This window comes from Geodermatophilus sp. SYSU D01176, assembly GCF_054050015.1.
In genome coordinates this window covers 107689-119798 of record NZ_JBJGYN010000009.1, presented here as the reverse complement: position 1 = coordinate 119798, position 12110 = coordinate 107689, and the positions used below count along the sequence as shown (strand labels likewise).

Sequence of the window (12110 nt, the reverse complement as noted above, 5' to 3'; positions counted from 1 at the left end):
CGCTTACACCTCCGCCGCGCACAACCCCGCCCGCGGGGGGGCCGCCCCCCCGCCCCCCCCCCCCCCCCCCCCCCCCCCCCCCCCCCCCCCCCCCCCCCCCCCCCCCACCTGGGGAACGTCCCGTCAGCCGAAGCGGCCCTGGAGCACCAGCGCCGGGTGGTCCGGGGAGTCGACCAGCACGACGGCATCGGCCAGGGCCAGCGGGTCCACCTCGTCGTCGTAGCGGTCGAACGCGGGCAGCTCCCACGCCTGCTCCGCGGGCGTCCGCCGCCGCCGGGCCGCCGGCGACACCCGCAGGTGGACGACGACGTCGAAGGCCAGCCCGAGTCCCTGCAGCAGCGCGCCCGGGACCAGCAGAACCCCGCGGGCCGGCATGGGGCGGGGGCGGGCGCGGGCGGCCCGGTCGCGGTCGACGTCCCACAGGACCGGCAGGTACTCCCCGGAGCCGCCGGGGCCCAGCGGGTCGAGCACCTCCCGGGCGAGGGCGCCGGAGTCCAGCCAGTCGGTATAGCGGGCGTCGGGGTCGGTGCGGCCGTGCTCGAGCCGCAGCGACGCCGGGCGCAGGAACCCGCCGGCCGGGACGACAGCGGCGGGGCGGCCCAGGGGTGGCAGTCGCCCGGCGACCGCGGTCGCCAACTCGGCGGGGCGGGCGACGTCGGGGCCGTCGACGGCCACCCGCAGCGCGGACGCCCCCGGGTCGGGCTCGGTGCCGGCGAGCAGCGCGGCCAGCCGGTCGGCCAGCGCCCCGGGCGTCAGCGGCTCCGGACGGCTCAGGACCGGCCCTCCGCGGGCCCCCGCCCGGCCCGGCTCCGCGTGCGGGGTGCCCGTCCGGCCTCGCGGACCAGGGGGCGTGGCGCCGGCGGCACGTGGACGAGAGTCTCGCCGTCGGTCGTGGCCGGCCGCCCGGTCAGGCTGTCGAGCACCTCGCGGGCGAGCTCGGGCACCGGTCGCCCCTGCGAGCGGGCGTCGCGCCGCAGCTGCTCGAAGGCCGCCTGCGGCGTCGTCCCCTGGCGCTCGGCGAGGACGCCGATGGCCCGCTCGGTCGAGACCCGGGCGGCCAGGGCGTGCTCGAGCTGCGCGACGGTGCGCTCCATCGCGGCCAGCCGGGCATCACGCGGGTCGGCGTCGGGATCGCCGTCTCCCGCGGGACCGCGGGCCGCGCGACGCGCTCCCCGGTCGGGCTCGACGAGCGCGCCCAGCTCCTCGCTGACCAGGTCGGCGAGGGTCAGCCCCTCCACGAGGTCGTCGACGTCCTCGGCGCGGCCGGGCGCGAACACCGACCAGCCGCGGGCGGTGCGGGCCACCACCACGGTGGGTTGCCCGGTGCCGGACGGGTCGTCCTCCGCCGTCACCTGCTCGAGTCCCTGGCTCACGCGGGCTCCTCGGGACCGGCCGTCGCCGATGACGGCGGGGACTCCGCTGGGGTCTTGCGCTCACTCACTGGGCGGCCTCCGCGAGGGGCTGGGCCCGGCGGGCAGCCGGGGACAAGGGGGCTACGGTAACGAGCCGACCTCCACGACTATGCCCCCTCGCGCAGCGCTGCGGAGGGACCACCCGCCGTCATGCCCCTGCGGACTGGGCCAGCTGGACCTTGACCTGGTCGATGCTGGGGTTGGTGAGGGCGGTCCCGTCGGGGAACAGCAGCGTCGGGACGGTGCGGTTGCCCCCGTTGGCCTGCATCACCAGGTCCGCCGCGGCGGCGTCCTGCTCGATGTCGACCTCGGCGTACTCGATGCCCTCGCGCTGCATCAGCTTCTTGAGCCGCACGCAGTACCCGCACCAGGTGGTGGTGTACATGGTCACGGTGGCGGGGGCGGCGGTCATCGAGGCGTTCCTCCTGGTCGGTCCGGCGATCGGGCACGGGCGGCGCCCGTCCTCCAGCGGTCGACAACGCCGCGCCCCCGGGGATGCTTCCCCCGCCTGTCGGTGACGGCTGGGAGGATGGGTCCCGGCCATCGACGGGAGACGGGGAGGCCGATGTCGCAGATCGCCGGTGCACCCGGGGACGTCCGGGCCGACGGGGCCGAGGCGGTGCTCGCGCAGCTGGACGACGAGCAGCGCGCCGCCGCCCAGGCGGTGTCCGGGCCGGTCTGCATCCTCGCCGGCGCGGGCACCGGCAAGACCCGCACCATCACCCACCGGATCGCCTACGGCGTGCACACCGGGGCCTTCGTGCCCGAGCAGGTCCTCGCCGTCACCTTCACCGCGCGGGCCGCGGGGGAGCTGCGGTCCCGGCTGGCCGGGCTGGGGGTGGGCGGGGTCCAGGCCCGCACCTTCCACGCCGCGGCCATGCGCCAGCTGCGCTACTTCGCGCCGCGGGTGCTCGGCGGCCCGATGCCCGACCTGGTGGAGAACAAGCTGCGGCTGGTGGCGGCCGCCGCGTCCCGCTCCCGGCTGTCGACCGACCGCACCAGCCTGCGCGACCTCGCCAGCGAGATCGAGTGGGCCAAGACCACGCTCGCGACGCCGGACGACTACCCCGCCCGGGCCCAGGCCGCCGGCCGGGAGCCGCCGTTCGAGCCGGCGGCGGTGGCCCGCGTGTACGCCAGCTACGAGTCGGCCAAGCAGCGGGACGGCGCGCTGGACTTCGAGGACCTGCTGCTGGTCACCGCCTTCGCCCTCGAGGAGCACCCGGACGTCGCCCGCCAGGTGCGTGGGCAGTACCGGCACTTCGTCGTCGACGAGTACCAGGACGTCAACCCGCTGCAGCAGCGGCTCCTCGACGCCTGGCTCGGCGGCCGCGCCGACGTGTGCGTCGTCGGCGACCCGAACCAGACGATCTACTCGTTCACCGGCGCCGACCCCGACTACCTCCTGGGCTTCGCCGACCGCTACCCCGATGCCGAGGTGGTCAAGCTGGAGCGGGACTACCGCTCCACGCCGCAGGTGGTGGCCCTGGCGAACAAGCTGATCGGCCAGGCGCCGCCGCGCAAGGGCCTGCCGGGGCTGCGGCTGCTGGGTCAGCGCGCCGAGGGTCCGGCGCCGCGCTTCTTCGAGCACCCCGACGAGCCCACCGAGGCCGCCGCGGTCGCCCAGGCCTGCCGCGCCCTCGTCGAGGGCGGGACGCCGGCCGCGGAGATCGCCGTCCTGTTCCGGATCAACGCCCAGTCCGAGGTCTACGAGAACGCCCTCGCCGCCGTGGGGGTGCCCTACGTGCTGCGCGGTGGCGAGCGGTTTTTCGAACGTCCCGAGGTGCGCGAGGCGGTGCTGCTGCTGCGCGGCGCGGCGGCCGGCGGGACCGAGCCGGGCGCTCTCGTGCCCACCGTGCGCGACGTCCTGGCCTCCACCGGCTGGGTCGAGCACCGCCCGCCGCCCGGGGGAGCGGCCCGGGACCGCTGGCAGTCGCTGGCCGCGCTGGTCGACCTCGCCGTCGACCTGGTCGCCGAGGACCCGACGATGGACCTGGCCGGCTTCGTGTCCCACCTCGCCGCCCGCGCCGACGCGCAGCACGCCCCGACGGTGCAGGGCGTCACCCTGGCCTCGATGCACGCGGCCAAGGGCCTGGAGTGGGACGCCGTCTTCGTCGTCGGCCTGGTCGACGGCGTCCTGCCGATCTCGCAGTCGCTGTCCCGGCCGGACGCGGTGGAGGAGGAGCGGCGGCTGCTCTACGTCGCCGTCACCCGCGCCCGCGAGCAGCTGACGCTCTCGTGGTCGCTGGCCCGCAACCCCGGCGGGCGCCGCGCCCGGCCGCGCAGCCGGTTCCTCGACGGTCTGGTCCCCGGGTCCACGCCGACGGCGGCACCCCCGCAGCGCCGGCAGAAGCGCGCCAAGGTCGTCCTCGAGGGCGAGGCGGGGGAGCTGTTCGAGCGGCTGCGGGCCTGGCGCAGCGAGGCGGCCGCCTCCGCGTCGGTCCCCGCCTACGTCGTCTTCACCGACGCGACGCTGCAGGCGATCGCGGAGACCCGGCCGGGATCGCTGCGCGAGCTGGCCGCCCTGCCGGGCATCGGCTCCCGCAAGCTCGAGCTCTACGGCGAGGACGTGCTGGCGACTCTGGACTACTGACCCATCACGCTCGGTCGCGGCGGCCGGGCGCCCGGATCCGCGCCCACCCGGCCCGGTTAATTGCGTTGACCGTCTCCGCGGCGGCCCCCTACTGTCCTGATCGCGCTCGGGAACACCTCGGGCGCGCCAGATCCTGAGACCGGCCGCGCGGCCGCGATCCGACCCCCGGAGGAGGTGGGCGACGTGATCAGCACCATGTGGACCCTCGCCCCCGCCGGGGCTCGTGGCCCGGTGGGCTCCGTCGTGCCCACGGCCGCCTGCGCCGTCGAGTCGCCCGTCGCCGTGCGCCTGCGCGCCCTCCCGGCCGCCATCGGCACCACTGCGCTCATCGGCACCCGTGTCCCCGGCGTCTTCGGCACCCGTGTCTTCGGCATCGACGTCGTCGCGACGCCGGCGTCCGGCGCCCTCGGCACCACCGACTACGCGCAGCAGGTCAGCAAGCGCAGCACCACCGAGCAGAACGGCACCACCCTCGGGATCCACTCCTCGAGGAGACCCGCGAGCTAGCGCTCGACAGGACCTCCTCGAGGCCGCGGAACCCGAACCCGGGATCCGCGGCCTCTCTCATCTCCTCCGCGGCACCCGGCCCCGACTCCCGGTCGGCGGGTCCCCGCCGGTCGTAGACGACGAGTACGAGGAGGAGCGGCAGTGCAGTCGACGGCCGACCGTCTGACGTCCCACCGCCGAACCGGGCTCCCCCGGACCGGCGGCTCCCTTCCCCGACGGCCGGCGCCCCCGCTGGCGCCGGCGCCGGTGCGGCGTCCCCTGCCGTGCCGGACCGACCCGGACCTGTGGTTCGCCGAGACCCCGGCCGGGCTGGAAGAGGCCAAGATCCGGTGCACGGAGTGCCCGGTGCGTGACGCCTGCCTGGCCGGAGCGCTCCGCCGCGGCGAACCGTGGGGCGTCTGGGGCGGGGAGATCTTCGAGCGGGGTGTGGTCATCCCGCGCAAACGCCCGCGGGGTCGTCCCCGCAAGGTGGCATGAAGGACCCCGTCCGGGCCCCACCCTTCGCAGGAGGAGGACCCCGTCCTCCTCACCGCTCGCAGGCTCGCGGTGAGCCTCGGGACGGGGCCGGGGGACCCGGGACGGGGCCATCGCGAGCGCTGAGACACGGTCCGCCGAGGAGCGGGCCGTCCACGACGACGTGAGGACCCCGACGTGTACAGCTACGAGTACGACATGGCCGTCGACCGGTTGCGCACCCTGCGCGCCGAGGCCGACGCCGCGGCGCGCGCCCGCCGGTTGCGCGCCGCCCGCCGCTGGGCCCGTCGCGCGGAGTACGCCGCGCGGCGTGCGGCGCGGGCCAGCGCCGCCGTCCGCTGAGGAAGGACCCTGCTGCCCCCACCACTCGCTCCGCTCGGGGCGAGGGTGGGGGCCATCCGGCCGAGGCCGGGTCCGGATGCTCCCGGTGCACCCGGACCCGGCCTCCTCTGCGGCGAGGCCTACTCGGTGAAGCCGGGCAGCCACTCCTCGAGGACGCTGCGGTAGTCGTCGGCCGCGTCGAGCTGGCAGAGCACCCCGATCGACCCGATCGTCACCCGGTGGATGAGCAGGTACGCCGGCGGCAGGTTGAGCATCCGGCCCAGCCGGTTGGCCTCCGAACGCGGGTCGGCGATGCGCGTGGCCTGCTCCTGCATCCACGCGCGGGTGAAGCGGAAGCGGCTGCTCCGGATGGGCTCCAGCAGGGGCAGCAGGTAGTCGAGGACCCCCCGGGCGTCCACCTCGACACCGGGCCGGACGAAGCCCTCGGTGCGCAGGTCCGCCAGCACGTCCTCCGCCCGGCCCTCCAGCGCCCAGCGCACCAGCCGCCCGATCGGCTCGGGGAGGCCGTCGGGCAGGCGCGCGGTCGCGCCGAAGTCGATGACGCCGAGCCGCCCGTCCTCCAGCAACCGGAAGTTGCCCGGGTGCGGATCGGCGTGCAGCAGCCGGGCGCGCTGCGGTCCGGAGAAGTTGAGCACCGCCATGAGGTGGCCGGCCCGGTCCCGCTGCTCCCGGGTCCCGGTGGCGATGATCCGGGACAGCGGCGTCCCCTCGAGCCACTCCGAGACGATCACCTTCGGCGCGCTGGCCACCACCCGGGGGACGACGATCTCCGGGTCGTCGGCGTACGCGGCGGCGAAGGTCCGCTGCGCGTCGGCCTCCAGGCCGTAGTCCAGCTCCTCGACCACCCGGGCCTTGAGCTCGGTGATGAGCGGCTTGACGTCCATGCCGGGGAACAGCGCGGCGAACAGCCGGGCGAAGCGGGCCAGCTGGTTCAGGTCGGCCATCAGCGCGGTGGCGGCACCCGGGTACTGGATCTTCACGGCGACGTCCCGGCCGTCCCGCCAGGTCGCCCGGTGCACCTGCCCGATGCTGGCCGCGGCCGCCGGCGCGTCGTCGAACTCCCGGAAACGGGTGCGCCACGTGCCGCCGAGCTGCTGGGCCAGCACCGCGTGCACGGTGCGCACCGGCATCGGCGGGGCCTCCTCCTGCAGCTTGACCAGCGCCTCCCGGTACGGCGCGGCGACCTCCTCGGGCACGGCGGCCTCGAACACCGAGAGGGTCTGCCCGAGCTTCATCGCCCCGCCCTTGAGCTGACCCAGGACGGCGAACAGCTGCTCGGCGGTGCGCTGCTGCAGCTCCGCGTTGACCGCCTCGGCGGGCCGGCCGGACAACCGTTTGCCGATGCCGAGGGTCGCCCGGCCGGCCGCCCCCAGCGGTAGGGAGGCCAGGCGTGCGGTCCGGGAGACCGAGCCTCGTGGGATCCCCCGGTCAGGCTCGGTCACAGAGGATCCTCCTCGGCGTCGGTCGTCCGCGGTCGCGGCGGCACCGGCCCCGTTCGGGCCCGGAGGCGCACTCGGCGACCATTGTCCCCCGATCGGCGGCGGCGCCGCTGGGAGAGCCGGTCAGTCCCCCTCGTCGGGGTCGGGCACGCAGCCGCAGCCGGGGTGCGCCGGCCACCGGCGGGAGCGGGGGAGCAGGTCCGGCGGGCGCAGCTCCACCGTCGTCCCGAGGGCGACCGGGGCACCGGTGCCGTCGAGCAGCGCCAGGACCTGCACCGCCGCCGTCACCGCTGTCGCCAGGCAGGTCAGGGTGGCCCCACCGGGCGGCGCCTCGGCTGCGGTCAGCCGGGCGGCCAGCGCCGGCCACCGCGGGTCGGCGTCCCGGCGGTGCAGGTCGGCGCAGCGCAGGCAGCTCGTGGCGCCGGGCACCACCAGCGGCCCCACCACGCCGGTCTCGCCGCGGACGGTCGCCACCAGGTGCCGGACCCCGCGCTGCTGCAGGTCGGCCGCGAGCGGGTCCGAGGCGGCCCACGGCCGGGTGAGCACCACGAGGTCGGCCGTGCCGCCGGCGGCCAGGGGGCGCAGGTCGGTGAACGGGCTCGCGCGGCGGACGGCGTCGGCGGCGGCCAGCACCCGCGGGCGGCCCTCGTCGTCGGCGCCCAGCCCGCCCACGACGGCGTCCCCGGCCGTGGTCAGCCCGTCGTCCCGGACACTGACCCGGCCCACGCCGCTCGCGGCCAGCACCGCGGCGAGCGGCACGCCCACCCGTGTCGCGCCGTCGACGACGACCGTCGCGGCCCGCCGTCCGCGCCAGCGCGACCCGCAGGCCCGGCCGGTGGCGGTGGGCAGCTCGGTCCGCGTCCGGACCGCGGCGGCCGGCCCGGCGTCGGCGGCCAGCAGGTCGGCGGGGTCGAGGTCGACGAGCAGCCCGGTGGCGCGCAGGCCGTCCAGGACGGCGGTCACCGCGGCCGGGTCGTGGCCGGCGCGGACCGCCTCGGCGAGCACCGTGCGCTGCGTCCGTCGTCCGTCCAGGTCGCGCAGCAGGGTGGTGAGCCCGGCCGCGGCCGGGGAGACGAGCAGCCCGTCGGTCGAGTCGGCCCCGCCGACCTGGACGTCCTCGGTGCCGTCGGGCCCCGCCAGGCGCAGCAGCGGGACGCTCGGGGGCAGCAGGGGGTGTGCGGTGTCGGCCACCCGCGCAGGGTGCCAGCGCACCGGCCCGGTGCGCTCCATGCGTCCACAGGGCCGAGCCGGGGGCACGGACGACGGACGGCGGTGCCCGTCGTGCGGGCACCGCCGTCCGTGGTGACGTGCTCGAACGGCCACCCTCCAGGGGCCCTCCGCCTGAGCCGGCGAGGCGTGGGAGGAGGGTGGTCCTCTCTCAGGCCTTGCCGAGGATCCGGTTCATCTTGGTGCCGCACACGGGGCAGGTGCCCTGTGCCATGCGACGGCCGGACTCACTGACCTTGACCTCGCCGTCGAAGTCACGCTTCTCCTTGCACTTCACGCAGTAGCCGTTGTAGCTCTCCGCCACGGTGCCTCCTCGTCTCGCGTCCGCCCGGCGTCCCGCGCGGGGCGCCGTCCCCCGGGAACGCTACCCGGGGGTACGGCGGTTCCCGGCGCGACGGCGAACCCGCGGGCATCCGCTGCCCACAGCCTGTGGACAGGCCTGTGGAGCACGTGGGGACCCCGCGGCGTGTCGCTGTGCGCGACCAGGGGACAGGCGCCGGGGCGGCGCCGGCCCGGTCTCCGGCGACGCGCCGCCCCACCTGCGGGAACAGCCGCTGCGACGCTGTGGACGGCGCCCGTTCCGGACCCGTCCCCGGACCGGGCGGGCTGATGTCCACCGTCCGTGCGACATGGACCGACGACGGTGCGACCGCCGGGGCGCGCCGCCGCGCCGGTGGCTACGGTGCCCCCGTGCCTGGAACCCCTCCCGACACCCAGCGTCGCCCCGACCGCGCCTCCTCGGTCCGAGAGGACCCGCGGAGCTCCCGCGCCGTCCCCGCCGACCGGTCGGCGCGGACGGCGGGCGCCACGCTGCCCGAGGGGCCCGTCGAGGTCCGGCGCAGCAGCCGGCGGCGGCGGACGGTGACCGCCTACCGGGAGTCCGGGCGCACGGTCGTCCTCATCCCGGCGGCGTTCAGCCGGGCCGAGGAGCAGCGCTGGGTGGCCCAGATGGTGGCCAAGCTGCAGACCCGTGAGGAGCGGCGGCGCCGGTCCCTCGGTGGGGACGACGAGCTGATGGCCCGCGCGCGGGCGCTGTCCGCGGCCCACCTCGACGGGGTGCCCCAGCCGGTGAGCGTCCGGTGGGTGGAGAACCAGAACCGGCGCTGGGGGTCGTGCACGCCGGCCGACCGCACCATCCGGCTCTCCGGCCGGCTGCGCGCCATGCCGGAGTACGTCGTCGACTACGTGCTGGTGCACGAGCTGGCGCACCTGATCGAGCCGAGCCACGACGCGCGGTTCTGGTCGCTGGTGGCGCGCTACCCGCGGGCCGAGCGGGCGCGCGGCTTCCTCGAGGGCGTCGAGCTGGGCGCGGCGAACAGCGGTGCGCCGGCGGGCACCGACGCCGACGACCTCGTCGACTGAAGAAGGACCCCCTGCCCCGCCACTTGCAGGCTCGCCACGGGACCCTGCAGGGGGCCAGCGGAACCGGGGCGGGGCCGCCGTCGAGCCGCTGCCCGTGGCCCGGTCGGGCTCAGGACCCGGAGTCGCCGTCCTCGTCCTGCGGCTTCTCGGCGTCGTCGGCGGTGAGGGCGCGCAGCTCGTCGTCGGCACCCTGGCGGGCGACGAAGTCCAGCGGCTCGTCCAGGTCGTCCGACGTCGGCAGCAGGTCGGGGTGCGACCACAGCCGGTCGCGTTCAGCGTTGCCGTGCTGCTGCGCCATCGCGCCCCACACCGTGGCCGCGTCGCGCAGCCGCCGGGGCCGCAGCTCCAGGCCCACCAGCGTGGCGAAGGTCTGCTCGGCCGGGCCGCCGGAAGCACGGCGGCGGCGCATCGTCTCGGCCAGCGCGCCGTGCCCGGGCAGCCGATTGCCGGCGGCCGCGGCCACCACGCTGTCGACCCAGCCCTCGACGAGGGCCAGCAGGGTCTCCAGCCGGCGCAGCGCCGCCTGCTGCTCGGGGGTCTCCTCGGGCTCCAGCAGACCGCTGCCCAGCAGCGCCTGGATGCCCTCGGGGTTCGTCGGGTCGATCCCGCCCATCGAGCCCATCGCCTCGTTGATGCCGCGCTCGATCGCCTCGCGGTCGACGTGGATGCCGCGCGCGTAGGCGTGGACGGCGTCGTGCAGCTGCTGGCGCAGCCAGGTCACGTGCACGAACAGCCGCTGGGAGGCGGCCTCGCGCAACGCCAGGAAGAGCCGGACCTCGTCGGCGGGGCGGTCCAGGCCGGTGGCGAACTCGGCGACGTTCTGCGGCAGCAGGACGCCGGCGCCGGCCGGGGCGAGCGGGATGCCGATCTCGCTGCTCGTGAGCACCTCGCCGGAGAGCCGGCCGAGGGCCTGGCCGACCTGGGCGCCGAACATCAGGCCGCCCATCCGCCCCATGATCCCGGCGAGCGGGCCGGCCATGGCGGCCGCCTCGGCGGGCAGCGCGCTGGTCATGGCGCCGACCACGCGCTCGGCGAGCGGGTCGATGAGAGTGGTCCAGGCCGGCAGCGTCTGCTCCACCCACTCCACCCGGGACCAGGCCAGCGGCCGGTCCACACCGGAGGGCAGCTCGGTGACCTGGTCGAGCCAGAGGTCGGCCAGGCGCAGGGCGTCGGCGACGGCGGCCCGCTCGGCCTCGGACGTCGGCTGCGACCCGGCGGCCAGCGAGCTGATCGCCCCCTGGCGCGCGAGGTCCCAGTTGACCGGCCCGCCGGACCAGGTCATGAGCTTCTGCAGCTCGGCGAACAGCGGCATCTTGGCGAGCAGCTCCTCCGGCGTCCCCCCGCCGGCAGCCCCGCCGCCGAAGAGGGCACCGAACCCGAAGGGGTCGTTCCCGGCACCGGACCCGGACTGGTCGCGACGCTCGGGGTCGCGGTCGGGGAGGCCGAAGCCGAACGGGACATCGCTCATGTCCCCACCGTAGACGCGCCGTCCCCGGGTGGACGCCCCGTCCGCCGGGAGCGGAATCGTGCAGGTCCGCCGCACTGACGGCCCCTGCCAGCACAGCCTCCTAAGCTGGCCGGTCGTGACCCGTCGGATGGCCGTCCTCAGCGTCGGTGTGGTGCTGCTGGTGGTCTTCGGCGTCCTGGGTGCGGCGGTGCCCGTGCCCTACGTCGCGCAGGTGCCGGGGCCGACCTTCAACACGCTCGGCGAGGTCGACGGCGAGCCGATCATCAGCGTCGAGGGCCGCGAGCGCAACGAGAGCGAGGGGGAGCTGACGCTCACCACCGTCGGTGTCAGCCGGGCCGGGCTGAGCCTGGTCGAGGCGGTGCAGGGCTGGTTCGACAGCGAGGTCAGCGTCGTCCCCGAGGAGACGGTCTACCCGCCCGGGCGCTCCGAGCAGGAGACCCGCGACGCCAACCGGCAGGCCTTCCTCACCTCCGAGGAAGCGGCCGAGGCCGCGGCGCTGGCCGAGCTCGGCTACCCGGTCAAGGTCGTCGTGCGCGGGCTGTCGGACGACTCGCCCGCCGAGGGCCGGCTGCAGGAGGGCGACGCGATCGAGAGCGTCGACGGCCGGCCGACGCCCGACCTCGCCGCGCTGGACGCCGTCCTGGCCGGCATCCCCGGCGGCACGACGGTGCCCGTCGCGTACACCCGGCTCGGGCAGCCGAGGACGGCGACGGTGACCACCCGGGCGGCGGAGGACGAGGAGGGCTCGCTGCTCGGGGTGCTCGTCCGCGAGCAGCCCGCGGCGCCCTTCGACGTCGACATCGCCGTCGAGGACGTCGGCGGCCCCTCGGCCGGCCTGATGCTGAGCCTGGGCATCCTCGACCTGGTCGGTGAGACCGACCTGACCGACGGTGCCACGGTGGCCGGAACGGGCACGATCACCGCCGGCGGTGAGGTCGGCCCGATCGGCGGGATCCAGCTGAAGATGATCGCCGCCGAGGAGATCGGCGCGGAGCTGTTCCTGGTCCCGGCCGGCAACTGCGCCGACGCCCTGGGTGCTCCACAGCCGGGTCTCACCCTCGCCCGGGTCGCGGACCTGGACGACGCGCTGACCGCGCTCGAGGACTTCCGCGCCGGGCGGACCCCGCAGCCCTGCTGACGCCGCCCCGGCGACACCGGCGTCCCCCGGTGGGGGAAGCTGTCGGCCGGAGCGGGCGGCCGGGGAACCCCGCACGGCCCCGAGCGTTGGTCTGGGCGACCGGATCGGTGCCCGGGGGCCCGACCGGGCCCGGCCCGACCGTCCGAGGCCG

13 protein-coding genes are annotated in these 12110 nt (G+C 76.6%); 6 read left to right on the top strand and 7 right to left on the bottom strand.

Going from position 1 to position 12110, the window contains the following annotated elements; genetic code table 11:
* Nucleotides 1-123: 123 nt before the first annotated feature.
* From ACI78Z_RS07725 to ACI78Z_RS07715, 3 genes are all read right to left on the bottom strand, one after another.
* A complete protein-coding gene (locus tag ACI78Z_RS07725; RefSeq protein ID WP_457035937.1) occupies nt 124-675 on the bottom strand; it encodes a uridine kinase in 552 nt (183 codons plus the stop codon).
* Between the two features lie 95 nt (nt 676-770).
* Nucleotides 771-1373, bottom strand: a complete 603-nt coding sequence (locus tag ACI78Z_RS07720; protein WP_457035936.1) for an ANTAR domain-containing protein — start codon at nt 1371-1373, stop codon at nt 771-773.
* Nucleotides 1374-1560: 187 nt separating this feature from the next.
* Nucleotides 1561-1824 carry a mycoredoxin gene (locus ACI78Z_RS07715; RefSeq protein ID WP_457035935.1) on the bottom strand — a complete coding sequence of 88 codons (264 nt, stop codon included), beginning with the start codon at nt 1822-1824 and terminating at the stop codon, nt 1561-1563.
* A 153-nt stretch (nt 1825-1977) separates the two neighbouring features.
* Here ACI78Z_RS07715 and ACI78Z_RS07710 point away from each other — a divergent pair, with 153 nt between their 5' ends.
* The 4 genes from ACI78Z_RS07710 (at nt 1978) to ACI78Z_RS07695 (ending at nt 5325) form a co-directional block, all read left to right on the top strand.
* Nucleotides 1978-4002 carry an ATP-dependent helicase gene (locus ACI78Z_RS07710; protein ID WP_457035934.1) on the top strand — a complete coding sequence of 675 codons (2025 nt, stop codon included), beginning with the start codon at nt 1978-1980 and terminating at the stop codon, nt 4000-4002.
* A gap of 183 nt (nt 4003-4185) precedes the next feature.
* Complete coding sequence (locus ACI78Z_RS07705; RefSeq protein WP_457035933.1) at nt 4186-4509, top strand: hypothetical protein; 324 nt, start codon at nt 4186-4188, stop codon at nt 4507-4509.
* Between the two features lie 246 nt (nt 4510-4755).
* Nucleotides 4756-4986 carry a WhiB family transcriptional regulator gene (locus ACI78Z_RS07700; RefSeq protein WP_457035932.1) on the top strand — a complete coding sequence of 77 codons (231 nt, stop codon included), beginning with the start codon at nt 4756-4758 and terminating at the stop codon, nt 4984-4986.
* 174 nt (nt 4987-5160) lie between these two features.
* On the top strand, nt 5161-5325 hold the full coding sequence (locus ACI78Z_RS07695) for a hypothetical protein (protein ID WP_457035931.1): 165 nt from the start codon (nt 5161-5163) through the stop codon (nt 5323-5325).
* A gap of 119 nt (nt 5326-5444) precedes the next feature.
* On the opposite strand, the gene ACI78Z_RS07690 is transcribed toward ACI78Z_RS07695, so the two are convergent.
* The 3 genes from ACI78Z_RS07690 to ACI78Z_RS07680 form a co-directional block, all read right to left on the bottom strand.
* Nucleotides 5445-6767 carry an ABC1 kinase family protein gene (locus ACI78Z_RS07690; RefSeq protein ID WP_457035930.1) on the bottom strand — a complete coding sequence of 441 codons (1323 nt, stop codon included), beginning with the start codon at nt 6765-6767 and terminating at the stop codon, nt 5445-5447.
* Between the two features lie 120 nt (nt 6768-6887).
* Nucleotides 6888-7955, bottom strand: coding sequence for a ThiF family adenylyltransferase (locus ACI78Z_RS07685; RefSeq protein WP_457035929.1), 1068 nt, complete (start codon nt 7953-7955; stop codon nt 6888-6890).
* Between the two features lie 187 nt (nt 7956-8142).
* On the bottom strand, nt 8143-8295 hold the full coding sequence (locus ACI78Z_RS07680; RefSeq protein WP_012950213.1) for a DUF5679 domain-containing protein: 153 nt from the start codon (nt 8293-8295) through the stop codon (nt 8143-8145).
* Nucleotides 8296-8681: 386 nt separating this feature from the next.
* Between ACI78Z_RS07680 and ACI78Z_RS07675 the strand changes: the two genes are divergently transcribed.
* Complete coding sequence (locus ACI78Z_RS07675) at nt 8682-9353, top strand: M48 metallopeptidase family protein (RefSeq protein WP_457035928.1); 672 nt, start codon at nt 8682-8684, stop codon at nt 9351-9353.
* Nucleotides 9354-9462: 109 nt separating this feature from the next.
* On the opposite strand, the gene ACI78Z_RS07670 is transcribed toward ACI78Z_RS07675, so the two are convergent.
* Entirely contained in the window at nt 9463-10821 is a 1359-nt protein-coding gene (locus tag ACI78Z_RS07670) for a zinc-dependent metalloprotease (protein WP_457035927.1), read from the bottom strand.
* 115 nt (nt 10822-10936) lie between these two features.
* On the opposite strand from ACI78Z_RS07670, the gene ACI78Z_RS07665 reads away from it, so the two are divergent.
* Nucleotides 10937-11959 (top strand): YlbL family protein, encoded by a 1023-nt coding sequence (locus ACI78Z_RS07665; RefSeq protein WP_457035926.1) that lies wholly within the window; start codon nt 10937-10939, stop codon nt 11957-11959.
* The last annotated feature ends 151 nt before the right edge of the window (nt 11960-12110 follow it).

Coding starts and splice junctions, on each gene's coding strand:
- ACI78Z_RS07715 (WP_457035935.1), bottom strand. CDS start 1,824: ATGACCGCCGCCCCCGCCACCGTGACCATGTACACCACCACCTGGTGC.
- ACI78Z_RS07710 (WP_457035934.1), top strand. CDS start 1,978: ATGTCGCAGATCGCCGGTGCACCCGGGGACGTCCGGGCCGACGGGGCC.
- ACI78Z_RS07670 (WP_457035927.1), bottom strand. CDS start 10,821: ATGAGCGATGTCCCGTTCGGCTTCGGCCTCCCCGACCGCGACCCCGAG.